22 protein-coding genes are annotated in these 23997 nt (G+C 58.9%); 19 read left to right on the top strand and 3 right to left on the bottom strand.

Annotated features, from left to right (window positions below; genetic code table 11):
* Window positions 1-205 precede the first annotated feature (205 nt).
* The 3 genes from ACXAEW_RS21910 to ACXAEW_RS21900 all read left to right on the top strand — a co-directional run bounded on the left by ACXAEW_RS21910 (window position 206) and on the right by ACXAEW_RS21900 (window position 2697).
* Window positions 206-739 carry a VPLPA-CTERM sorting domain-containing protein gene (locus tag ACXAEW_RS21910; protein WP_474943471.1) on the top strand — a complete coding sequence of 178 codons (534 nt, stop codon included), beginning with the start codon at window positions 206-208 and terminating at the stop codon, window positions 737-739.
* A 392-nt stretch (window positions 740-1131) separates the two neighbouring features.
* Window positions 1132-2109: a glycosyltransferase family 2 protein gene (locus tag ACXAEW_RS21905; protein WP_474943470.1), complete on the top strand. Its 978-nt coding sequence runs from the start codon at window positions 1132-1134 to the stop codon at window positions 2107-2109.
* 312 nt (window positions 2110-2421) lie between these two features.
* Window positions 2422-2697, top strand: coding sequence for a hypothetical protein (locus tag ACXAEW_RS21900; RefSeq protein WP_474943469.1), 276 nt, complete (start codon window positions 2422-2424; stop codon window positions 2695-2697).
* Between the two features lie 202 nt (window positions 2698-2899).
* Here the strand turns inward: ACXAEW_RS21900 and ACXAEW_RS21895 are convergent, their stop codons facing one another.
* Window positions 2900-3574 carry a sugar transferase gene (locus ACXAEW_RS21895; protein ID WP_474943468.1) on the bottom strand — a complete coding sequence of 225 codons (675 nt, stop codon included), beginning with the start codon at window positions 3572-3574 and terminating at the stop codon, window positions 2900-2902.
* 62 nt (window positions 3575-3636) lie between these two features.
* On the opposite strand from ACXAEW_RS21895, the gene ACXAEW_RS21890 reads away from it, so the two are divergent.
* The 6 genes from ACXAEW_RS21890 to ACXAEW_RS21865 all read left to right on the top strand — a co-directional run bounded on the left by ACXAEW_RS21890 (window position 3637) and on the right by ACXAEW_RS21865 (window position 8322).
* Window positions 3637-3987, top strand: a complete 351-nt coding sequence (locus ACXAEW_RS21890) for a hypothetical protein (RefSeq protein WP_474943467.1) — start codon at window positions 3637-3639, stop codon at window positions 3985-3987.
* Window positions 3988-4030: 43 nt separating this feature from the next.
* Window positions 4031-4594, top strand: coding sequence for a dTDP-4-dehydrorhamnose 3,5-epimerase (gene rfbC / locus ACXAEW_RS21885; RefSeq protein WP_474943496.1), 564 nt, complete (start codon window positions 4031-4033; stop codon window positions 4592-4594).
* Window positions 4591-5079 (top strand): serine O-acetyltransferase, encoded by a 489-nt coding sequence (locus tag ACXAEW_RS21880; protein WP_474943466.1) that lies wholly within the window; start codon window positions 4591-4593, stop codon window positions 5077-5079. Before rfbC ends, ACXAEW_RS21880 begins: the two co-directional genes overlap by 4 nt.
* On the top strand, window positions 5076-6128 hold the full coding sequence (gene rfbB / locus ACXAEW_RS21875; protein WP_474943465.1) for a dTDP-glucose 4,6-dehydratase: 1053 nt from the start codon (window positions 5076-5078) through the stop codon (window positions 6126-6128). Before ACXAEW_RS21880 ends, rfbB begins: the two co-directional genes overlap by 4 nt.
* On the top strand, window positions 6125-7222 hold the full coding sequence (locus tag ACXAEW_RS21870; protein WP_474943464.1) for an acyltransferase family protein: 1098 nt from the start codon (window positions 6125-6127) through the stop codon (window positions 7220-7222). Before rfbB ends, ACXAEW_RS21870 begins: the two co-directional genes overlap by 4 nt.
* An 80-nt stretch (window positions 7223-7302) precedes the next feature.
* Entirely contained in the window at window positions 7303-8322 is a 1020-nt protein-coding gene (locus tag ACXAEW_RS21865; RefSeq protein WP_474943463.1) for an acyltransferase family protein, read from the top strand.
* Here ACXAEW_RS21865 and ACXAEW_RS21860 read toward each other — a convergent pair.
* A complete protein-coding gene (locus ACXAEW_RS21860) occupies window positions 8254-10938 on the bottom strand; it encodes an AMP-binding protein (RefSeq protein WP_474943462.1) in 2685 nt (894 codons plus the stop codon). The genes ACXAEW_RS21865 and ACXAEW_RS21860 overlap by 69 nt on opposite strands.
* A gap of 432 nt (window positions 10939-11370) precedes the next feature.
* Here ACXAEW_RS21860 and rfbD point away from each other — a divergent pair, with 432 nt between their 5' ends.
* The 4 genes from rfbD to ACXAEW_RS21840 are packed head-to-tail and all read left to right on the top strand — an operon-like array spanning window position 11371 to window position 15304.
* Window positions 11371-12222: a dTDP-4-dehydrorhamnose reductase gene (gene rfbD, locus ACXAEW_RS21855; protein WP_474943461.1), complete on the top strand. Its 852-nt coding sequence runs from the start codon at window positions 11371-11373 to the stop codon at window positions 12220-12222.
* Entirely contained in the window at window positions 12219-13094 is an 876-nt protein-coding gene (gene rfbA / locus ACXAEW_RS21850; RefSeq protein ID WP_474943460.1) for a glucose-1-phosphate thymidylyltransferase RfbA, read from the top strand. Before rfbD ends, rfbA begins: the two co-directional genes overlap by 4 nt.
* A 10-nt stretch (window positions 13095-13104) precedes the next feature.
* Window positions 13105-14352 (top strand): glycosyltransferase family 4 protein, encoded by a 1248-nt coding sequence (locus ACXAEW_RS21845; protein ID WP_474943459.1) that lies wholly within the window; start codon window positions 13105-13107, stop codon window positions 14350-14352.
* Between the two features lie 19 nt (window positions 14353-14371).
* Window positions 14372-15304 (top strand): hypothetical protein, encoded by a 933-nt coding sequence (locus tag ACXAEW_RS21840; protein WP_474943458.1) that lies wholly within the window; start codon window positions 14372-14374, stop codon window positions 15302-15304.
* Between the two features lie 28 nt (window positions 15305-15332).
* Here ACXAEW_RS21840 and ACXAEW_RS21835 read toward each other — a convergent pair whose 3' ends face one another.
* Window positions 15333-16460, bottom strand: a complete 1128-nt coding sequence (locus ACXAEW_RS21835) for a polysaccharide biosynthesis/export family protein (protein ID WP_474943457.1) — start codon at window positions 16458-16460, stop codon at window positions 15333-15335.
* A 59-nt stretch (window positions 16461-16519) separates the two neighbouring features.
* Between ACXAEW_RS21835 and ACXAEW_RS21830 the strand changes: the two genes are divergently transcribed.
* The 6 genes from ACXAEW_RS21830 to ACXAEW_RS21805 all read left to right on the top strand — a co-directional run bounded on the left by ACXAEW_RS21830 (window position 16520) and on the right by ACXAEW_RS21805 (window position 23865).
* On the top strand, window positions 16520-17464 hold the full coding sequence (locus ACXAEW_RS21830; protein WP_474943456.1) for an NAD-dependent epimerase/dehydratase family protein: 945 nt from the start codon (window positions 16520-16522) through the stop codon (window positions 17462-17464).
* A 28-nt stretch (window positions 17465-17492) separates the two neighbouring features.
* On the top strand, window positions 17493-18104 hold the full coding sequence (locus ACXAEW_RS21825; RefSeq protein ID WP_474943455.1) for a sugar transferase: 612 nt from the start codon (window positions 17493-17495) through the stop codon (window positions 18102-18104).
* A 415-nt stretch (window positions 18105-18519) separates the two neighbouring features.
* Entirely contained in the window at window positions 18520-20397 is a 1878-nt protein-coding gene (locus ACXAEW_RS21820) for a polysaccharide biosynthesis protein (RefSeq protein ID WP_474943454.1), read from the top strand.
* A gap of 253 nt (window positions 20398-20650) precedes the next feature.
* The gene (locus tag ACXAEW_RS21815; RefSeq protein ID WP_474943495.1) at window positions 20651-22750 is read left to right on the top strand and encodes a YjbH domain-containing protein; all 2100 of its coding nucleotides are present in this window, start codon (window positions 20651-20653) and stop codon (window positions 22748-22750) included.
* The gene (locus ACXAEW_RS21810; protein ID WP_474943453.1) at window positions 22747-23433 is read left to right on the top strand and encodes a YjbF family lipoprotein; all 687 of its coding nucleotides are present in this window, start codon (window positions 22747-22749) and stop codon (window positions 23431-23433) included. The genes ACXAEW_RS21815 and ACXAEW_RS21810 overlap by 4 nt, the downstream gene beginning before the upstream one ends.
* Before the next feature lie 168 nt (window positions 23434-23601).
* The gene (locus tag ACXAEW_RS21805; protein WP_474943452.1) at window positions 23602-23865 is read left to right on the top strand and encodes a hypothetical protein; all 264 of its coding nucleotides are present in this window, start codon (window positions 23602-23604) and stop codon (window positions 23863-23865) included.
* The last annotated feature ends 132 nt before the right edge of the window (window positions 23866-23997 follow it).

Genomic DNA, 23997 nt, shown 5'->3' with positions numbered 1-23997 from the left:
GGGTCGCTTACGGCTGGGGGCGGTCACACCATCAAAGCCATAGGGAATGAGAAAGAACTGTTATTGATTCACTAAGAACTGGCAAAATCAGGAAGCTGCTCCGACAAAACACCAATAAAACGTTGATTAATATACAACTTTAAGTTTACTGGTGGGGGGATTTAGTGCCAATCTAGTGCCAATGTTGTGTTTTTTAGGGGGTAGTATGAATATCAAAAATTTGCTTTTGGCTGGCGTATTTTTGGGCGCTACGTCGATCAGCGCATCAGCTGCGACAGTTCTGGCAACAGGCGACCTCGCAATCGACGGCCAAACAACATCTGGCAACTGTCCAACACTTGAAACCCCTTGCATCTTACTTGCCAACAATGGTCCGAACGCGACCGCAACGGTGACGTATTCTGGCGGGGCATTCGATTTTCTTGGCTTTTTCTACAGCTTACAAGGAACCGCAGCGCAAGTAACCGTGACGTCGAACACAGGTGGGTTGTTCACATCAACAACCCCGCAAGGCAGCATAACCGGACTTGAAGCCGACCTGAGCCAATCAGCTGTAAATAGCTGGACGGGTGTCACAAGCTTGCTGTTCACCAACACAGGCAACGGAACTGTCAGGATTGGCGGCCTCTCAGGCGAAGTTCAATTGGCTGCTGTCCCACTTCCAGCAGGAGGTCTTCTTTTGCTTGCCGGACTTGGTGGTTTCGCAGCACTGAAGTCGCGCAAAAGACGGGTTTCTTAAGTCACAAGGCCTGCAAAACGACCAAAGTGGCACGGATCTCTCCTGTGCCGCTTTGACTTTGAGCATATTGCAGAGCGCAAAATCCCCCCCCCGATGAGGCACCTTTCCTTAATAGTTTGTTATAGGCATGACTGATGAAGAAAGGTGACATTCGTGCGCTGTGCAGCGTCGGTCAAAGAGTGGGCTCGTTACAGACCTTCTTTGTACGTGCACGAAGGGCCGCTCCTGTGTTCACGTAGTATTTCACCCCCAGCCGTAAGCCAGCCCTATGCTGCGGCGGACAGAGGATTTTTTGAAATCTGGAGGCGGTTGAAGCGGCAAAGAAGGTTTTCTTTGTCGGGTGAGCTGTGCGACAAGGGGGCGTAGGCTGGTAGATGTAAAGGCGCACAGGTATGCCAGAAACGACCCCCCAGATTTCGGTCATCATCCCCGCGTATAATGCGGCGAAGTATCTGGAACGCAGTGTGGACTCTGTATTGGCACAAACAGGCCTGCACGCTCCGGTAGAGATTGTCATCGTCAATGATTGCTCCAGCGATAACACAGCGGCAGTGATGCAGGATCTTGCGGCGCGCCACCCCTGTGTTGTGGCGGTGGAGCAGCCGCACAATCAGGGGCCTGCGGCGGCGCGAAACCGAGCAATCGCGCAGGCGCGCGGGGAGTGGATTGCGGTTCTGGATGCCGATGACGCCTATGCAGAGACCCGGTTGGCGCGTTTGCTGCAGGCAGCCACAGACCATCAGCTTGACGTGGTGGCCGATTTGCCGGTGCTTTTTGATCTGGCTGCAGAATGCCCGGCACCGGATGCAATGCAATTGCCCCAATCCGGCGCAGTCTCGGTGCTTCAGCTCCCCGATTTCCTGCGCAATGATGCGCAGACGGATCTGGATCTGGGGCTGCTCAAGCCGATGTATCACAGAAGCCTGGTGCAGGCGGGGCTGCTGCGCTACCCGGAAAATCTGCGTCACGGCGAGGATTGCGCGCTTTATGTCAGCCTGACCCGTGCGCAAAAACGCTTTGGCCTGCTGCGGGAAGCGCATTACCTGTTTTCCACACGGGTGGGGGCGGTCAGCGGCGCACGCTCGCCCGGCTCTGTCACCAATGTCGATTACCTGTCGGTGGCCTATGAAACGGTGCGGCTGCGGCAGGAGCTGGAGCGCGATGCGCCGTTGGATGCGGATTTACGCGCTGTGTTTGAGGAACGGTTTGCAAAAATGCTGCGTATGAACCGGATCCACGGGTGGACCTGTCTGCGACGGGGCGAATGGAACCTGTTGCGCATCTGGCTGCGACAACACCCACGCAATGCGCTGGAGCTTGGCAAAGTCATCCTGCGCAAATGCGCTGGCCAACGGGGGGTGCCGCGCTAACGGCCTGCCATTGGTGCGCTCGGTCAGGCCTCTCTTGGACCCAACTCTGCCCCTGTAATCCGCAAGAGGCAATGGTTTATCTACCTATAGGTGTATTTTTTCTTGATGAACGCTTTATGCGTGCTAGGTTATCCTTAGGTCTTGGGCTGTTGATGTGTGACGCGCACAGGGTGTTCGGCCGCTGGGAACACGCCTTCTTGCCTGTGGTGGCCCTAGCGGTTGGAGATCATGATTGCTCCGCAGTTTAACCATTTTTTAGCCTTTTTCCGCGATTTTAATCGAAGTTGAGACAACGGACGGGGGCCGGGCAGAATGGACGGTTTGAGCATCGGGCAGAGTATTGCAGTGGCCTCTTATGGGATGATTGCCGCAATTTCTCTCTATATGACCTGGCGCGAAGCCCGGAACCGGGATTTCTCCTCCTTGACCGAAGTGATCAAAACGGCAGCCGGGCTGACGCTGTGTCTGATCTGGCCTGTGGCTGTTGCAGGGGTGGGCGTTGCGATCCTGCGCGAGATTTTCAAAGACATGCAGACGGCCCGCGCGGCCGAGCCGCTGTGTGATGCGCTGGTTGCAAGCAAACACTAACCTCTCTCCAGCCTCTCTTATCCCCCTCTGAACCCTCTGACTGCGCGCCAAACGCCTTTTTGGTGCAAGGCTGCAGGATCGGGCCGGGAGATCTGAAATATACAAAAGCGCCACCAGGATAATCCGGCGGCGCTTTTTGTGTTTCCGTGGCTGCTGTGATGTCCCCTGCGCGTTTCTTGCGCCTGGGGATTTACTGAGGGATTTACTGACCGGTGGCGCGCAGAACCACGCGAACCGTGGCCGCCATCAGGCTCAGGTCGGTTTTCAGCGACAGATCCTGGCGATAGCTGGCGTCAAAGCGCGCGCGATCGGCAAAGGAGCTTTCGTTGCGGGCAGAGACCTGCCAGCTGCCGGTGATGCCGGGACGCAGGGCATAGTAGTCCTGGCCGGGGTAATATTGTTTTTGATCAGGCATCATCGGGCGCGGACCCACCAGGCTCATGTCGCCGGTGAGGACGTTCAGGAACTGAGGCAGCTCATCCAGCGATGTCTTGCGGATCAGATGCCCAAACCGGGTGATGCGCGGGTCGTTGTCCAGCTTTTGCTTTTCATCCCATTCGGCACGGGCTGCTGGGTTTTTCTCCAGATAGGCTTCCAGCTTCTGGTCGGCGTTATGCACCATGGAGCGCATTTTCCAGAGGGTGAAAACCTTGCCCCCCCGTCCGACACGGGCCTGGGTATAAAAGGGCTTGCCGCCGTCCAGTGCCACAAGCAGCGACAGGATGGCCACAATCGGCAGCACCACAGGTGCGGCCAGAAGAACAAGAGTGATATCAAGCAGCCGCTTGCCAAAGGCGCTGTAAACGCGATGAGATCCAAATTGTGCGGCACGAGTCGCGTCGACAACGTGGACGTCCTGAATATTGCTGGTACTCATTATAAATACTCCTAATGCGAACTCAGTTCGTGCGGTCGAGCGACCCCGACCCCGGAAAAGTTTTGCTCTATCAGATGCAACAAGTTTTAATCAACAAGTATGAAACTTGCATACCTAAAACCGCTTCGTATAATCAATTTTGCAGGTGCAGCATAAGAATTGTGCTGCACCACAGCGAAGTGATGGCTTTCTACGAAACAATCAAGGGTTTTTTTGGGGTTTGTGCATCATTTTTGCGGCGGTTTCGTGGTGGCTTTTTGGCCATGAAACGACAGCTCGAAGACATGCAAAAAAACATAGAATCAACAGAAGTCATGCGTTTTGCGGCGCGTCTGGACAAAACCCGTGCATCGGTCTTGTGGCCTGGTCCCTGCGCCAATTATTGGCTGGCCAGATCCGGGGCAAGCCACTAAGCATGAGTTGAATTTGCTCCATAGGCTATTTGGATGAGTAATGATGTTGGTTGAAAAAACCTCGCTGCCCGATGTTGTGATCCTGACCCCTCAGCGTTTTGGCGATGCACGTGGCTTTTTTAGTGAAAGCTGGAACAAGCAGCGGATGCTGGATGCCGGGATCGATCTTGAATTTGTGCAGGACAATCATTCCATGTCCGCCGAAGTGGGCACCATCCGCGGTCTGCACTTCCAATCCCCCCCTCATGCGCAGGACAAGCTGGTGCGTTGCGGCCAAGGGGCGCTTTTTGATGTGGCGGTGGATATCCGCAAGGGCTCACCCACCTATGGAAACTGGGTCGGGGTTGAGCTGACAGCCGAGAACGGCAAACAGCTTCTGGTGCCCAAAGGGTTCCTGCACGGGTTTATCACCCGCGCGCCGATGACCGAGATCATTTATAAATGCACCGATTACTATGCGCCCGACTGTGATGGCGCGGTGCGCTGGGACAGCTGCGGCATCGACTGGCAGTATGAGGGCGCGCTGATCCTGTCGGAAAAAGATGCGGCGGCCCAGAGCCTTGCGGAATTTGACAGCCCCTTCACCTTTGATGAAGCGGCGGGATGACCATCTCGGCGGTTGATCCGGATTGGAGCCGCGAGGCCACGCGGGGCGGCTGGGAGCCGTCCCGGCGTCTGCTGCGCAGCATCCGGGATTATCAACGCCACCAAGGTCTGCGCCGGTATTTTGCGGTGCTGCGCTATCGCTATTGGTCCGTGGTGACTGGGGCGGATATTCCGCTCAATACCCGGATCGGAGGTGGTTTGTTGCTGCCCCATCCCAATGGGGTGGTGATCCACCCCGAGGTGGAGATCGGCCCCAATTGCCTGCTGTTTCAACAGGTGACACTGGGGTCCACCGCGGGGCGCGATGGCGTGCCACGTCTGGGCGGGCATGTAGATGTGGGGGCGGGGGCCAAGATCCTGGGTCCCGTCACGATTGGCGATCACGCGGTGATTGGTGCCAATGCAGTTGTTTTACAGGATATTCCTGCCGGAGCAGTGGCCGTGGGCACCCCGGCACGGGTGATTGAACGAAAGGGTGAGACATGAAACTTCTGGTAACCGGCGGGGCCGGATTTATTGGGTCAGCTGTGGTGCGCCAGGCGATCGGGCAGGGCCACAGCGTGGTGAATGTGGATGCGCTGACCTATGCCGCCTGTCTGGAAAACGTGGCCAGCGTTGCAGACAGTCCCAATTACGCCTTTGAACAGGCCGACATTCGCGACCGTGCCGCTCTGGACCGGGTCTTTGCCACCCACAAACCCGATGCGGTGATGCATCTGGCCGCCGAAAGCCATGTGGACCGGTCAATCGACGGCCCCGGCGATTTCATCGAGACCAATATCACCGGCACCTATAATATGCTGGAAGCGGCGCGCAAATACTGGACGGACGCCGGCAAGCCCGCGCGCTTCCGCTTTCACCATATCTCCACCGATGAGGTCTATGGCTCCCTGCCCAAAGACCCCAGCGTGATGTTCACCGAAGACACCGCCTATGATCCGCGCTCGCCCTATTCGGCCTCCAAAGCCTCCAGCGACCATCTGGTGCGCGCCTGGGGAGAGACCTATGGCCTGCCGGTGGTGCTGACCAATTGTTCCAACAACTATGGCCCCTTCCATTTCCCCGAAAAGCTGATCCCCGTGGTGGTCCTGAATGCGCTGGCGGGCAAGGACCTGCCGATCTATGGCGATGGGTCCAACATCCGCGACTGGCTTTATGTGGAAGACCACGCCGACGCGCTTTTGCTGGTGGTGCAAAAGGGTGTGCTGGGCCGGGCCTATAACATTGGCGGCGAAAACGAGCGCAGCAATCTGGAGCTGGTCAAAACCCTTTGTGCCATTCTGGATGAGAAATGCCCCAAACAGGGCGGCGGCTCTTATGCGGATCAGATCACCTTTGTGACCGACCGCCCGGGCCATGACGCACGTTACGCCATTGACCCCACCCGCATCCGTACCGAACTGGGTTGGCGGCCTTCGGTGACCGTGGAAGAGGGGCTGGAGAAAACTGTTCAATGGTATCTGGACAATGAAGCCTGGTGGAAACCCCTGCAGGGGCGTCAGGGAGTTGGCCACCGCCTGGGCACAAAGGCATGATCCTACGCGGCGCACCGACATTGGGCCAGCTGGCGGTGGGGCGGAATAATAATTTCAACCTGCTGCGCGTTCTGGCGGCCAGCGGGGTGATTTTCTCCCATGCCTATCCGCTGACACTTGGCCCCCATGCGGTGCAGCCGCTGGCCAGTCTGCTGGGGGAGACCCTGGGCCATGTCTGTGTGCTGATCTTTTTCGCCACATCAGGATTTTTCATCACCGCCAGTTTCGAGCGCAAAACCTCGTTTCTGGATTTTCTGGTCGCCCGGGTGCTGCGGATTTTTCCGGGCCTTGTGATGATGGCCTGTGTGGTCCTGATCGGGCTGAGTTTTGTCAGCACCGCCCCGGAGGCCTATTGGCTGCGGGTGCCCGAACAAATTCTGCGCACGGTGTCCCTGTTTTCCAGGCAATATCTGATGCCGGGGCTGTTTGAAGACATCCCCTATCCCGGTGCGATCAATGGCTCGCTGTGGACGCTGAGGTTTGAGCTGCTGTGCTATGGTGCTGTGGTTGTGGCGGGGCTGTGCGGCGTGTTTCGAAAACCCCTGTGGACGGCGGCCTGTGTGCTGCTGCTTGTTGGGATGCGCAGTGCCATTGACGTGGTGCATGTGCCCCAGACGGGCCTGTGGTATTACATCTACAATATGCTGAAACTCGGGTTCCCCTTTGCATTGGGGGCGGCGGCCTATGTCTATCGCGATCATCTGCCCCTCAGCGGTCTGTGGGTTGTGCTCTTGTGGGCGGGAACCGCGGTCGTTCTGTGGAGCCTGGGCCATGGCAGCCCGTTCTTTTCCGTACTGTTCAGCGCAACGCTGACCTATACGGTTTTGTGGTTTGGCTATGCCGGGCCAACCTGGCTGCATGGCTATAACCGGCTGGGGGATTATTCCTATGGTATCTATATCTATGCCTTCCCCATCCAACAGCTTCTGGTCCAGCTGGAGCTTGCCACAACTCCAATGGCCAATGCCTGCTGGAGCCTGGTTGTGACCACGATGCTGGCAGCACTGTCGTGGCATATCGTGGAAAAACCCAGCATGCGCTTGCGGGGCGTGGTGGGCGCGCGCTCCTTGAAGATGAGCCACAAAACACAGTGACGCGATGGGGCGGTGCCCTCTGTGGTCCGCCCGCCGCTCACAGCACGAGGCCATGCAACCTGAGAGGGGAACGGTTCAAAATGCAAAGAGTTGAATGGCTGGACAGGGCCAAGGCGCTTCTGATGGCACTGGTTGTTCTGGGCCATTTCCACAGCTTTTATGCGCCAGTGCTGGGCCTTGGTGGCATTTATGCCTTTCACGTGCCTGCGTTTCTGGTGCTGAGCGGATTTTTACTGCCCTCCGATTTTGCGCAGCGCACGGCGCGGCAGCTGTGGGGGCAGTGGTTGGTTGTCTTTATCAAGGCCTATGCGTTCTTTTCCGCCCTGTCGATTCTGGTGCTATGGGGGGAAACCTATGCCGGTGGAGACATCGGGTTTTCGCCCCTCCCGGCGATCACAGGGGCGCTTTACGGGGTGCAGGGGGCAGAGTTCTGGTTTGTACATGCAAATGCCCCGCTGTGGTATTTCCCCTTTCTCACCACCTCTCTGGCGCTTTTTTGGCTGGTGTCCAAATGTCCCCGTCCGCTGACATTTGTGCTGACCGGGCTCAGCCTGGGAGCCACCTTGATGTACACAAACGTCTTTCACGGCCCGCGCCTGCCCTGGTGTCTGGATATCAGCGGCTTTGGGGCGGCGATGCTTTTGGCCGGCCAGGTTCTGAGGCAGCACCAGGATCGCCTGACGGCGCTGTGCCAGAAAAAGGCGCAGGCCCTGGCGCTCTGTGCGGGGGGCTTTGTGCTGTTGATGGGGCTGGCGTTTCTCAACGGCAGCGTCAATCTCAACCGGGCGCAATTTGGCAACTGGGGGACCCTTGCGGGTGTCAATGCGCTGCTGGGTGCGGCAGTTATCATTTTGCTGGCAAGCCAGCTGTCGGCGTCACGGTTTTTGAACCGCGTCGGGCAAAATACATTGGTGATCTTCTGCCTGCACCTGTATTTTATCCGCCTGCTTGCACATTACGTGCTGCCGCGGCCGGATCAGGTTCTGATCCAGCAGCTGATTATGGTGGGCGCAACCGGTGTTGTGCTGGTCTTATGCGTCTTTTTTGCTGGGCTTTTGCGCCCTGTTCTGCGTCCTGTCCTGGCCAAAGGGCGCGTCTAAGGCTCCCAGAGGGACCAGAACGCGTATCGCCTTCAGGAGATGCGGTTCCAGCTGTTCGACCACATGCTTTGCCGCCAGGGCCACCACAAAGGACAGCACCACACAGACCGGGACGGCCACTGCCATCGGGAAGCTGAGGCCATGGTAGAAGATGGTCACCAGGACCTGGTGGAGCAAATACACATAAAGCGTTGCCGCAGCCAGACGGTGCAGCCCGTTTCCCAGACGTTTGGAGACGGGCACTTCAACTTTGAAGGCCAGCAGCCCGATGGCCACCGCAAGATAGGCAAGTGTTTCCGGCGGCAGCGGCAGCGCGCTGGCCTGCAGCAGCAAAATGGCGGCCAGGGTCAGGGTCACGCCGCGCTCCAGCAGGCTGCGCATGCTCTGTAACATCCAGCCTAGGGCAAACAGCGGCAAACATTCCAGCAGCCCCCGCCCAACCGTATGCGGCCAGGGAACCTGCACAAGATGTGCCTGAGCCTCGATATTATGGCCCAGGATCACCCAGCCCGCTTGTACGGCCAGAAGGACCGCAAGCACCATGCCACCCCCCTTCCAGGGGGCCCCGGACAGGCGCATGCGCAGCCGTGGGATGGCGGCGACGGCCATCAGCAGCAGCACAATCTGCGTATAAAGGCTGATGAACCAATAGACCGTCAGCAGCGAGTTCTGCGCAAACACATGGTAGTTTCCGTACAGCAGCACATAGGACAGCGGCACCGGACCCCGCAGCCCTGCATAGGTCAGAAGCATCAGGAAATAGAGCGGTAAAATCGGGTACAGCATCACCCGGGCCAGGGTCAGTACCTGCCCCTCTGCAATCAGGCGCATCTGGAACCGCGCCGCGGAATACCCCATCAGCATCACCAGGATAATGGCCCCGCCATACAGCGGGTATGTGCTGGCGTGCTGGGCGACCACCAAGGAGATTGCAACCAAGCGCAGGACCACATCAATCCCAACCCGGCTTTGGGCTTTGCGCCCCCCGGCACTGGGTTCCAGCTGGTCCAGCTGATGCAGGGGCATGCTTTCCCAGCCCGCCGGCACTGCTCCCAGACGTCCTTCCAGGGCCATCTGGACCTCAAGATAGCTGAGCGAGTTGCCCCCCAGATCCAGGAAACTGCGGGACAGATCGGCGTCGGCAGAGGTGCGGGTCAGGCGCAGGATCAAGGTTGAAGGCCGCTCTCTCGCGCGGTTTCTGGCCTGATCTTCCAGATGTCTGGCAAGGGCCGCACCGGCGCGTTCACGCAGCGCCCGCTGGTCCGGTTTTCCCGAAGACAACAGCGGCAGCTCCGCAAGATGGGCACAGCAAATCCCGTCGGCGGGCAGATCATAGGCCTCGGCCACTGTCAGCGCCGCCGCCTCCCCCTGATCGGGGTGGCGGTGCAACAGCACCAGATGATCCTCAACCGCAACCGCATGGGCGGCAATATCGTGATGGCGCAGCTCTGCCTCGATCTGGTCCAGAGACAGGCGCAGACCATAGAGTTTTACAAACCGTTTGAGCCGCCCGGTGATGCGAAAAAAACCGTCTTCGGTGCGTTCGGCAATATCCCCCGTGCGCAGGGTTGTGTGCTCTGACCCGCGCGCCAGATCGGGGCGGCTTTCGCCATAGCCCATCATCACATTGGGCCCTTCATAGACCAGCTCTCCCGGCTGGCCGCTGCCCTGAATCGGGGCGCCGGTTTCATCGGCAAGCCAGATCTTACCGCCGGGAATGGGGCAACCAATGGTGTCGGCCGCCTTAGCCAGTGCCTCCGGCGGCACATAGGAGATCCGCGGGGCGGCTTCGGTCTGCCCGTACATCACCACCAGATCCCACCCCTGGGTCTGGGCGATTGCGTGGAAGTGGGTCACCTGGCGCCCCGAGAGTTTGCCACCGGCCTGCGTGATATAGCGCAGATCCGGCAGCGGTTTGGTCTGGTGGTCCGGCTGCATAATCTGGGCCTGTTCCAGCAGGTCAAACTGATGTGGAACCAGGGCCAGGCTGGTGACCCGCGCGGTGGCGGCCTCATCCCAGAACACAGCCTCTGTCACGGAGCGCTCTGTCAGGAACAGCGTTGCCCCAGCCGCCAGATAGGAGTTCAGAACCGACAGGCCGTATGAGTAATAAAGCGGCAGGGTTGTGGCGGCACAATCCTGTGCGGTCAGGTTCAGATATTGGGCAATGGAATGTGCGTTTGAATTGATATTTTTAGCAGACAGGCGCACCAGTTTGGGATCCCCGGTGCTGCCTGAGGTGGACAACAACAGCGTCAGATCCGGATGGGGAGCAGGCGGCGGGGCCTCTGTTTGGGGGAGGGGGTGTTCCTCCAGGCGAAGCCCGTCCGGGGTTATGCGCATGCGCAACTCGGGCTGCCAGATCTGCGCCAGGCGGCTGTCAGCGGTGATCTGGCCCGGTTCGGCCAGCAGCACCGGCACCCCTGCGCGCAGGGCTCCGAGATAGGCGGCGATGCAGTCGGGGGTTGTGGCAAATTCCAAGGCAGCCATAACCGGCTGCCCGGATGCGGCCTCTTTTAACCGGGCGCTCCAGATGTCGGCGCGCTGTGCCAGCACGCCATAGCTGACCCTCTCTCCTGTTGTGGTGATCAATGCAGGCGCATCTGCATCTTGCACGGAGAGGTCCCAAAACAATACCGCCAAAATAAACACCCTGAAAAGTAGTCACATAAATCCGCAGATGCTTTCCGTAAAGCATGGCCGCATACCTTGTTTCAACATCCATTCACCAGACCTGCTGGTATTTGCCACCGTTCTTTCAAACCCACGCATGTTTGCTGAGTATCTGCCCAAATGTCGACCGGATTACGACAGGCGGCGCTTTTTGGCGGATCGCTCCAAAGTATGTTTTCAATTTCCTCTTAGCATGGGGTATGGCATCGACAACCAAGGGATCTGTTATGACAGGGAGTATATCTGGGTGGTTTCTCTTTCGCCGCATGCACCTCTGGTGCCCATGCCGCCCCGACGCGGTGCCGCGCGGCGTCCACTGCCGGTGATGACGCACAGATCCCGCAAGACATTTATTCACGATTAGGATTGATAACGATGCACATTCTGGTCTTTGGCAAAACAGGGCAAGTGGCGCAGGAACTGGCGGCGTTTGACGGGGTCAGCTGCGTGGGGCGGGATCAGGCGGATCTGTCGGATCCCGGTGCCTGTGCGGCTCTGATCCGGGAGCAAAAGCCCCAAGCTGTGATCAATGCCGCCGCCTATACCGCCGTTGACAAGGCCGAAGACGAAGAGGATCTGGCCACGGTCATCAATGGCGCCGCGCCGGGGGCCATGGCTGAGGCCTGCGCCCAGCTTGGCATTCCCTTTGTCCATATCTCCACCGATTATGTGTTTGCCGGGGAAGGGGAGACCGCCTGGGGCCCCACAGATCCGGTGGCACCGCCCAATGCCTATGGGCGCTCAAAACTGGCCGGTGAAGATGCGGTGCGCGCTGCGGGGGGAGCCTTTGCGATCCTGCGCACCTCCTGGGTGGTATCGTGTCATGGGAATAACTTTGTCAAAACCATGCTGCGCCTTGCCGCGGACCGCGACAAGCTGACCATTGTGGCCGATCAGATCGGCGCGCCGACACCTGCGCGCGATATTGCGGCGGCCTGTGTGAGCATGGCCAGCCAGCTGCTGGAAGACCCCGCAAAAGCCGGAACCTATCACTTCCAGGGCGCGCCCTTTGCCAGCTGGGCCGATTTCGCCCGGGCGATTTTTGCGCAGAGCGGTACCACTTGCGCGGTGGAGGATATCCCCACCACCGATTTTCCAACACCTGCGGTGCGGCCGCTGAACTCGCGGCTGGACTGCACCTCATTAGAGACTGTTTTTGGAATAATCCCGCCCGATTGGCGGCAGGGTTTGCGTGACATTTTAAAAGATTTGGGAGCAGCGTCATGACGGCACAGCGTAAAGGTATCATTTTGGCGGGCGGCTCCGGCACCCGGCTTTACCCCATTACCATGGGGGTCTCCAAACAGCTTCTGCCGATCTATGACAAGCCGATGATCTATTACCCGATCTCGGTGCTGATGCTGGCAGGCATCCGCGAGATCTGCGTGATCACCACGCCGCAGGATCAGGCCCAGTTTAAACGCACGCTTGGCGATGGCAGCCAGTGGGGTGTTGACTTTACCTATGTGGAACAGCCCAGTCCCGATGGTCTGGCGCAGGCCTTTATTCTGGCCGAAGAGTTTCTGGCGGGCAGCCCTTCGGCGCTGGTTCTGGGGGACAATATCTTCTTTGGTCATGGCTTGCCGAAACTTCTGGCGGCGGCCGATGGCAAAGCGGCCGGAGGCACCGTCTTTGGCTATCACGTGGCGGATCCGGAACGCTATGGCGTGGTGGATTTTGACGAAACCGGCCAGGCGCGGGAAATCATTGAAAAGCCGCCGGTGCCGCCGTCGAATTATGCGGTGACCGGGCTTTATTTCCTGGATGAAACCGCACCTGCGCGGGCACGGGCGGTGAAACCTTCCCCCCGCGGCGAATTGGAGATTACCGATCTGCTGCAGACATACCTTGATGAAGGGTCCTTGAGCGTGGAAACCATGGGGCGCGGCTATGCCTGGCTTGATACCGGCACCCATGCCTCGCTGCTGGATGCGGGGAATTTTGTGCGCACGCTTCAGGAACGTCAGGGTCTGCAAACCGGCTGTTTGGAAGAGATCGCTTATGATCAGGGGTGGGTTTCGGCCGAAGCCCTTGCGGAACGTGCTGAAATGCTCAAGAAAAACGCCTATGGCGCCTATTTGGGAGCGCTGTTGAAATAAGGCCTTTTTGATGAAGATCCTCTTTGTGCATCAGAACATGCCCGGTCAATACCGGGAAATGATCCAGTGGCTGGCTGCACAGGGAGGAGACCATGAGCTGGTGTTCCTGACCCAGCGCCACCCCGCGCCGCAGTTCAAAGGGGTGAAGACGGTGCAATACCGGGCGCACCACCGCCCGGCGGAAGATGCCTATGGGCTGTCCAAGGTCTGGGAGGAGGCCGCGGGGGCCGGTTTTGGCGCGGCAATGGCGGCGCAGAAGCTGTTGCGTGAGGAAGGGTTTAAACCCGACATTATCCTCGGCCATACCGGCTGGGGTGAATTGCTGTTCATGAAGGATGTCCTGCCGGATGTGCCGGTCCTGGGCTTCTTTGAATATTATTATCTGAACGAAGGCGGCCCGGTGGGGTTTGACCCCGAAGACCCGCCCAGCGAACACAGCCCGTTTCTTTTGCGTGCCCGCAATGCGGTGCCCAATGCCAATCTGGATGCGGTGGATCTGGGCACGGTGCCGACGCATTGGCAGCGTGACAGCTTCCCAAAACGCTTCCACGAGCACTTTTACACCTGCCATGATGGCATTCGCACCGATCTGCTGAAGCCCAACCCCGATGTCAGCCTGTCACTGGGGCGGCTGGACCGTCCGATTACCCGCGATGATGAGGTTTTGACCTTTATGGCGCGCAATCTGGAACGCACGCGCGGTTTTCATGTCTTTATGCGTGCGCTGCCCGAGATCCTGGACGCGCGCCCCGATGCGCGGGTTCTGGTGATTGGCGGCAATGGCACCTCTTATGGCAAGGCCAGCAGCCATGCGGGTGGCTTGCGCGGAGAAATGGAAGCTGAACTCGGCCACCGGGTGGACTGGAGCCGGGTGCATTTCCTCGGCCAGGTGCCTTATGATGCCTATCAGCAGGTGATCCAGATCAGCCGTTGCCACCTCTATCTGACCATGCCCTTTGTGCTCAGCTGGTCCTGCCTTGAGGCGATGGCGATGGGGGCCACGATGGTGGCGACCGATGTGGCACCGGTGCGCGAGGCGATCACCCATGGGGAAACCGGTCTCCTGGTGGATTTCTTTGATCCCGCAGCCCTGGCCAAACAGGTGGTGGAGGTTCTGGCCCACCCCGCAGATTACGCCCATCTTGGCCCCAATGCGCGGGCTCATGTGGTGGAGCACTATGACTTCCTGACTCGCTGCCTGCCGGAGCATCTGAGCCGGATGAACGGTCTGGTGTCATCTGGGGCGCAGGTCAAATAGTTCGAGGGGACAATTTCAAATGGACGCTGTAATAACATACGTCGACGGATTAGACCCCAAGCATCAAAAGAAAATGTCTGAGGTGCTCGGGTATCGAATGCCGCATGTGAATTCCCCTGAATTCAATGAACGCTATATGGCGTCAGATGAAATATGCTTTTGCGTTGCTAGTATTTTTAGATTTGCGAAATTTATTGAGAGGGTGTTTATTGTCACTGATGACCAAAACCCTTTTTTGAAACTTCCAGAATTAAGGAAATATGAGAGCAAAATTCAGATTGTGGATCACAAGGTAATTTTCGAAAGCTATGAAGACGGGCTGCCATCTTTCAACTCAAACGCGATTTGCAGCCTATTGTGGAGAATTCCAGGCCTTTCGGAGTTTTTTATCCATTTCGACGATGACATGATGTTGTTGCGTGACGTTAGTTACAATGATTTCTTTTGCAATGATCTCCCGCGGATTTATTTTCATTCGCGGCGACGCCCTCACAAAAGAAAAATTGAGGACTTTCCAAGGCGCGCGGATACTATGGTCGCGCAGGAAATGATAAACCGTATGTTTCCTGGTGAGCCCGCGTTCCTACCTGCTCATTTCCCATCTGTTTTTTCCCGTTCAGCTTTTGAAAAAATATTTAAATCTGAAAAAGAATATGTTTTAAAAAATATTTTGTGCCGCATTCGTGGCCAAGGTGCTTTTGGATTTCCCCCAAATATGGTTCACCATAACGTGCTTCGGGCTTCGGGCTTGGCGAACGTTTCGTTTGACCGCCCTGGCGTCTTCTTAGGTGGCAACGAAACACAAATAGAAATTGCAGAAGTCGAGCGTATCATAGAAGCCGAAAACCCACTTTTTTTGTGCGTAAATGATTTTTCAAGCACTCACGCTATCGCACCAGACTTTTGTTCGCGCCTTCGTAGTTACATCTTTGGTGAACGCAAAGATTTTTAGTCTGATACATTTTTCTTATTAACGTGAATTATATGTTGTTTGCGGTATTAAAGACGCCGACAAAATTGCCAAAGATCGAGGCCACGGTCAGAACATCCGTCACCGGAGCTTCGGTGGCGATCACCAGATCCTGGGGCTGGATTTCGAACTGACGCGCGGAGAACAGACCGTCTGCGGTGGTCAGATCCAATGAGAACACCACCCGGTTCTTGCGTGGGCCGCGCTGGCCCGGGGCAATGGCGGAATTGGGATATTCGCGCAGGATCAGGATGCCCTTGGGATCGGCATTGCGGTCCGACAGACCGCCTGCCACCGAGATCGCATCCATCGCCGACATGTTGTCCTGATTGAAGATATGCTGCGCCTCGGTGCCGGTGGCGCCAAAGGAGAGGAAATAGCGTTCGTCTTCTTCGACAAAAACCCGGTCACCGCCGCGCAACAGCGTGTCCAGCTGCGGGTTGTTCAGCAGGTTTTCCACGGATGTGCCATAGATCTGGCTGCCACGCACCAGACGGATCTGCGGATTATTGAGGTTGAGCCCGATGCCGCCGCCTGCCGAAATCAGCCCCAGAACCGTGTAGTTGCGGTCGGGCATCGGATAGGTGCCGGGATTGGCCACGCCTGAAACCAGATCCACAGAATTGTTGCGCCCTTCCAACAGGCTCAGCTGGAGTTGCGCATTGGGTACAATCTCTTCCAGCGCCTCCTGCAGCTTTTCGCGGGCCAGCTCCGGGGTGAGGCCGCGCACCGAAACCTTGCCGACATAGGGCATAAACACCGTACCATCGCCGGCAACCTTCATATCCTGCAGCTGCGCCACTTTTTGTAACGGCGCGGTCAGCAGTGAATTTTCGCCACTGTCCCAGACCTGCATGGTCAACAGATCGCCGGGCTGGATGAACTGGGTCTGGGCCCCCTGGGTGCGCCCAATCCAGCTGAGGCGCTCCTGGCGACCGGTAGAGGGCCACTGGGCCACACTGGGCAGAAAGGCGCGGGTGACCGGATACAGGGCAAAGGTCGCATCCACATCCTGAGCTTCGCGCAGGATCTCCCGGCTGGCAGGGGCTCCACCGGGAAGTCGGCTGCAGGCGGCAGGAACAAGGATCAGACCCGAGATCATCACAGAGACCAGGGGAGCAGACAGGATGCGGAACATTGAGAATCCAGTCGAAGCAATCTTAAATTCAGGTGGTCGCAAGATACCTAGCGTGGCACATGCGTCAACATACCCTGGATCACAAAGAGAGACACAGCACAATGGCCACGCAGCTGAGACACACCAAAAGTCTCATTTTGGGCGCAACCGGGCGGATCGGGCAGGCGCTGTACCGCTTTGCGCCTGCTGAGTGTCTGGCGGATCTGCGCCTGCAACGCCGTCACCCTGTGAACCCGGCTGTAAAGCCCCCAGTTGATCTGACCAGGGCGGCACGCGCCGATTGGGCCGATTGGGCCGATTGGCATGTCTTTGCCCCTTTGGAGGATATACATGCGTTCCGCGCTGCGGCGCGGGGCTGTGATCAGATCCTCTGTCTGGCAGGGGGTGTTCCGGGACGTGGCGATCTGGAGGATAATCTTCGTCTGGCTCTGGCCGCCGTGGACATGGCCGCAGAGGCGGGGGTGGCGCGGGTGCTTCTGGCGTCATCCGCCGCCGTTTACGGTATGGCCTCCGGGCTGTTGCGCGAAGATCAGGCGCTGACCCCGGCCAATCCCTATGGGGTGGCCAAGGCCCGGATGGAAGAGCTGGCGCAGGCGCGCGGGGCGGATCTGGGGGTCGCGGTGACCGCTCTCAGGATTGGCAATGTGGCGGGGTTTGATGCGGCTTTGGGCGGCTGGAAGCCCGGGTTTACCCTGGATCAATTCCCCGATGGCTCCACGCCCCGACGCAGCTATATCGGGGTGCAGACCCTGGCACATGCCCTGTGTGATCTGCTTGCGATATCTGGTCTGCCCCCGGCATTGAACCTGGCCCAGCCGAACCCGGTGGCCATGGGAGACCTGCTGACGGCGGCCGAACTGGCGTTTGCCACCCGCCCCGCCCCCGAGACGGCGATTGCCGAGGTCGCGTTTGATCTCACCCTGTTGCAGTCCTGCTTGCCCCGCCCGCTGGCCCCCGCCTGTGGCAACAGCCTGGTGGCGCAATGGCTGGGCTTCTGCCAATAAGGCGTCAACACAACAACGAGGGATGGACATGACCTGGAGCAAGCGGCTGTTTGATCTGTTTTTTGTCACGCTGCTGATCGTGATCCTGGGGCCAGTGCTGTTGGCGCTGCTGCTGTGGCTTCTGGTCAAGGAAGGCCGCCCGCTGTTTTACGTGGCCGAGCGGATGAAAACCCCGACCGAGCCGTTTAACCTGTGGAAGCTCAGAACCATGACGGTGGTCGATGAGGACAGCGGGGTATCTGGCGGTGACAAATCGGCCCGCATCACCAAAACCGGTGCCTGGCTGCGCTCCAAGCGGCTGGATGAATTTCCCCAGCTGTGGAACATCCTGCGTGGGGATCTGTCCTTTGTGGGGCCACGCCCGCCGTTGCGCCAATATGTGGAAGCCTACCCCGAGATCTACAATGAGGTGCTGAAATCGCGCCCCGGCGTCACCGGTCTGGCCTCGATTGTCTATCACAAGCATGAGACCAAACTGCTGGAGCGCTGTGGCAGCCGTGAGGAAACCGATGCGGTCTATTCCCGCTCCTGCGTGCCAATGAAGGCGCGGCTGGACCTGATTTACCAGCGCCATCAAAGCATGTGGTATGATTTCGACCTGGTGTTTCAGACCATCGGCAACCTGTTGCGGCGGGGATGAGATGTCTTTGCCTGTTTTTTGGGCACTGCTTTGCGCGACAGGCCTGCGGGCGGGGCAATATGGCCTGCGGGCAGGAAAAACTGATCCACAGCCAAGGGTTGCATAGCGCCCCCGGGGACGCGGCTGATCCAGATCCATTAGCGCAATTTTGCCTAAACCGTGATTTTTTATGCTGCATTGCAAATAAAGCCTATCGTATGAGCACCAGAGTGTGATTTGTCTGGAAGGCAGGGCCATAGCCGTTGTGCGCCTGTCTCAGCAGCTTTGCCGGGCTGAAGCGGACAACAGGCGGGGGCATATAAGTTTATATGGCGCCTCTGGCACTGGCAGATGTTGAATAAAAATGACGTTTTGAGGTCTATGACCTGAGGCGAGTGACTTAAAGACCGTCTGGTTCTGGGCGGGTGGGACGCAAATGTTTCGACTACTGAGCTCGCTGACGCGGGCGCAAAAATCTTATGTCTTCCTGGGCATCGACCTCTGTCTCCTGCCCCTGGCGCTTTTCTTTACCTTTGCCGTTCAAAGCCTGTCATTACCTGCGGGCACATTATTTTCCGAGAGCCTGCCGGTGCTGCCCTATGTGATGGCGTTTTCGGCGCTGACCTCGCTCTGGCTGGGCCTGCCTTATGTGCAGCTTAACGCCTATGAACGCCATGCGGTGGGGCTGACAGCGCTGGTGGCGGTGCTTGCGGGCAGCGCCATGGCGCTGGCGATGGTGATGTTTGGGCCCACTCTGCCTTTGGGCACCTATGTGGTTTTTGCGCTGGTCTATTTTATCACCCTGGTGGCGGTGCGGGCGATCTTGTTTCAGGTGGTCACGGCCATCTATCGTCGCGCGCAGCCGCGCTGCCGGGTGCTGATCTATGGCGCAGGCGCTACCGGAACGCAGCTGGCCCAGGCCCTGCGCAGCCATGACTGGATTGATCCCATCGCCTTTGTGGATGACAATAAATCCCTGCAGGGCGTGACCCTGGTGGGGTTGCCGGTTCATGCGCCCGCGCGCATCGAAGAGCTGGTCAAAACCCGCCAGATTGCCCGGGTCCTGCTGGCGATGCCCTCACAGAGCCAGCCCAAACAGGCTCAAATCATTCAGCGGCTGCAGGCTCTGAAACTGGATGTGCAGGCGCTGCCGTCTTTTGCACAGCTGGTGGGCACCGAAGCGCTGGTGGAAAAACTCACCCCCGTGGCGCCCAAGACATTCCTGGGACGGCGCGCCCATGATGTGCCGCTGGCCGAAGCGGCCGGGGCTTATCGCGGTAAGGTTGTTCTGGTCTCCGGCGCGGGCGGCTCCATCGGATCTGAGCTGTGCCGCCAGGTGATGGCCTGCCGCCCGGATAAACTGGTGCTTTATGAGCTGTCGGAACTGGCGCTTTATACCATTCATCAGGAGCTCTGTGCCCAGGCCCAGGCGCAGGGGATCGAATTGGTGCCGGTGCTGGGCTCGGTCACCGATCCGCGCCAGGTGCGCGAAGTGCTGAGCCGCCATCAGGTTCAGGTGGTCTTGCATGCGGCAGCCTATAAACATGTGCCGCTGGTCGAAGCCAACCCTTTGGCGGGGCTGGCCAATAATGTCTTTGGCACCCGGACGCTGGCGCGCGCGGCCGGCGATTTCGGGGTGGACCGCTTTATCCTGATCTCCTCGGACAAGGCGGTGCGGCCGACCAATGTGATGGGGGCTTCCAAACGGATGGCCGAGCTGGTGGTTCAGGATCTCGCCAGCCGCAGCACCCATACGGTCTTTACCATGGTGCGCTTTGGCAATGTTCTGGGCTCTTCGGGCTCTGTCATTCCGCTGTTTCAGGAACAGGTGGCGCGTGGCGGGCCGGTGACTGTCACCGATCCGGAGGTGCGCCGGTTCTTCATGACCATCCAGGAGGCGGTGCAGCTGGTGCTGACCGCCGGTGCCGATGCCAAGGGCGGAGAGGTCTTTGTGCTGGATATGGGCAAACCGGTGCCGATCATCCAGCTGGCGCGTCAGGTCATCGAAAGCGCCGGTTATACGGTGCGCGACGATGCCCACCCGGAGGGGGATATCGGGATTGAGATCATCGGCCTCAGACCCGGGGAGAAGATGGAAGAAGAGCTGACCATCACCGATGAGCTGATGCTGACCAAACACCCCAAGATCTTCTGCGCCCATGAAGGGGTGATTTCGGAAATTGAAGTGGCGTCCTTTATGCGCGCCCTGCGCCAGGTGGTGGCTGCCAATGATGCGGACGCCGCGCGTGTGTTGATTGCCCGCTGGGTCGAAGGGGACGGGATCGAAACGCAAAGCAGCCGCGCCACATCCTGACCCGGTTCTTTGGCCTTGGCGATCAGCGCAGTTGATCGGGGGCTGTCTTTCGTGGTCTAAGGCAGAAAAAGCGGCGCGGACAAAAGAGTCCGGTCGAGGGGCGACAGAGGCGGGGCAGAAAGTGACCGGTTCCACAAAAACCGCAGGACGGACCCGCGGGTCCGCATTTGGGGCAGGGGCTTTGCTTCTGGCGTTATTGCCGAGCTTGCCCAGTGTTCTATCCAGTGTTCTGTCTGGCGCTTTGGCTGGGACAGTGGTTCAGGCGCAGACCGTTGAGGACGCACCCAAATTTGACCGCCCGGCCCAGCCCAGTCTGAACTTTTATGGCTCCCCCGGGATCATCGACCTGCCCTCGGCAGAGCATCTTCCCGAAGGTCAGTTCACCACCACCTATTCCTGGTTTGGCGGCACCAGCCGGTATAATCTGACCTTTCAGGCGCTGCCGTGGCTGTCGGCCTCCTTTCGCTATAACGGCATCCAGAACCTGAACCTGTTTGGGTTCAACACCTATTATGACCGTGGCTTTGATGTGCGCTTCCGGCTGTTGCGTGAACGCAAATACCTGCCCGCGCTGACCCTGGGTTTGCAGGATTTTGCAGGCACCGGGATCTATGCCAGCGAATATATCGCCGCCACCAAGACCTTTGACACGCCGGGACTGGGCGGCGGTGACGGGCAGCTGAAAGTCACCGCGGGTCTGGGCTGGGGGCGACTGGGATCCAACGGGGCGATTGGCACCATCGGCACCCGCGGCGCCTTTAATGGCGGCGACACCGGCGGTGAATTGTCGGTGGATCAATGGTTCCGCGGCGATGTGGCCCCGTTTCTTGGCTTTGAATGGGAGCTGGATGACCGCTGGGGGATCAAGGCGGAATATTCTAGCGACGCCTATGAGCTGGAAACAGAGCAATCCAATGTCTTTGAGCGTAAATCCTCGCTGAACTTTGGGGTGGAATATCAAAAAAGCCCGGGTCTGCGGCTGGGGGCCTATTACCTTTATGGATCCGAGATCGGCGTCAATGCGCAGATCCAGCTGAACCCGCGCCATCCGACCCAGCCCATTCGCATTCCCTCCCCCATCCCGGTGGTGCCGCGCAGCCAATGGGCCACCGAAGAGGCCCATTGGAGCCCCGACTGGGCCGCCAGCGAAAACAAACGCGGCCAGATCCGCGATCTGGTGGCCGAAGCGCTCAAGGCCGATGGTCTGGTGCTGGAAGCGGTGATCCTGGAGGGTAATCAGGCCGAGGTGCGCTATCGCAACAACCGGTATCGCTCTTATACGCTGACCATTGGCCGGGTGGCGCGCGCTATGGCCCGCACCCTGCCGCCCTCGGTCGAGACCTTCCGCATCGTGCCGGTGCGCCGCGGGTTGGCGCTGTCGACCACGGTGATCCGGCGCAGCGATCTGGAAGCGCTGGAATATGCACCTGATGCCTCAGATGCGCTGATTGCCGTGACAGGTTTTCAGAACGCAGGCCCGCTGCCGGAGGGGGCGGATTTCTCCAATGAGCTCTATCCGGCTTTTGCCACGTCAGTCTCCCCCTATGCGGCGCCGGCCTATTTTGACCCGGACCAGCCCTTCCGTCTGGACCTTGGCCTTGATTTCTCGGCCTCTTATGCACCGGCACCGGGGTGGATTGTTTCGGGCACCATTCGCCAGAGGCTCTGGGGCAATGTGGAAGACGGGCGCGCCTCAAACTCGGTTCTGCCGCGGGTGCGCACCAATCAGGTGGAATATGCCCAGTTCGATACCACGCTGGAGAACCTCTATGTGGCGCGCAACTGGAAGCCGGGTGCAGATCTTTATGCCCGCGCCACCTTTGGCCTTTTGGAGAGCAACTTTGGCGGCATCTCGGGTGAGGTCTTATGGAAACCGGTGAACTCCCGCCTCGCGCTGGGGGTTGAAGGCAACTATGTGAAACAGCGCGATTTTGATCAGCGCTTCTCCTTCCAGGATTACAGCGTCTTCACCGGTCATGCCTCAGCCTATTACGAGGCGGGCCGCGGCTTCCTGGCCCAGGTGGATGTGGGGCGCTATCTGGCAGGCGATGTGGGCGCGACCTTCAGCGTCGACAAGACCTTTAACAACGGCTGGTCTGTGGGCGGCTTCTTTACCCTGACGGATGTCTCGGCCGAGGATTTTGGCGAAGGCTCCTTTGACAAGGGGATCCGCTTCCGCATTCCTTTGGACTGGCTTTGGGGCAAACCTTCGCGCAACGCCTTTGGCCTGACCATCCGTCCGACCCAACGCGATGGCGGCGCGCGCCTGTCGGTGCCCGGACGGCTTTATGGGCAGATCCGCGAAGGCCACCGCAAGAGCCTGGTGGATCAGAAGGCGAGGATCTGGGAATGATCGCGATGAAACCTGTTTTGGGGGCTTTGGCAGCGCTGGCCCTGCTCGGGGCCTGTGCCAAAGGGCCGGAGAAGACACCGTTGGAGGTTGAGATTTTCTCGACCATCCGCGAGCAGATCGCCCTGCGCCGCGCCCCCAAAGTGGACCGCCCCCCGCTGACACGGGCGTTTCTGGACACGGTGGACAGCCCCTATATCGAGGTGACGCTGGAGGCCAATGGCGTCTTTGCCTATTTGCAGCCGCAGCTGGTACGCCACGATGACAGCCCCGGCGAAGTGGTCACCTGGGTGACCGAAGATCAGGTGACGGTGAGCCTGCGTGACGGAATCCTGGTGGCGACACGGGGGCTGCGCGGAGATCTTCTGTCCGCTTCGACCCTGGCGCATCCCGGCGGGTTGCAGGGCCCCGAAGGACAGGGCGCGCGCCGGTTTGATCTGCGCACCGGCGACCATGAATCCAAAACCCTGGAGCTGGCCTGTGTGGTGCGGGATCTGGGGGCCGTCCCTCTGGAGATTGTCGAGGTGGTCTATGCCACCCGCCATCTGCAAGAGACCTGCGAAAGTGAGAGCGGGCGGATCGTCAGTGACTTCTGGGTTGATTCCCGTACAGGCCGCGTCTGGCAATCCCGGCAATGGGCCGGCCCTTTGAATGGGTATATCCGCATCCGTCAGCTGACGCTTTGAGCTGCGTCTGAGCTGTTTTTTGCCGCAGATGCGTTGCATCTGTGCACTGGATGAGGGGGCAAACTGATTTTTAAAAGTTTTGCGCCCATATGCTGCGTTGAAATGGTACACGATCTTGCCTAGGGTCTGGGCAGGATATCCTCACCTCACTCCATGGAGTTTTTGACTATGAAACAGATTTTTGCAGCAGCTTTTGTTGCCGTTCTGGCCGCAGGTTCCGCATCCGCACAAACCGTTGAAACTGGCGCAGGCGCAGGTGGCGGCGCAGGTGGCGCAGGTGCTGGTGCAGGCGCAGGTGTTGGCGGCGGCTTTGCAGGCACCGGCCTGGCCGCAGGCACCATTGCAGCGGGCGCACTGGCCGCAGCCGTTGTGATCGGTGTTGTGGTTTCCGACGACGACGAAACCAGCACCACCACCTCCACCACCAACTAAGGTTGGGTCTCCCGGACGCGGGAGATCTGGTCGATATACGAAAGCGGACCCCAATCTGGGTCCGCTTTTTCTATGAGGCGCAGCAGGATCAAATCGGTTTGCCAAAGAGGTGGCAAAAGTCAGGAATGAGCC

The sequence above is a fragment of the Epibacterium sp. ABZ3_068 genome (assembly GCF_056159265.1).
This window is presented reverse-complemented; position numbering and strand designations above follow the sequence as displayed.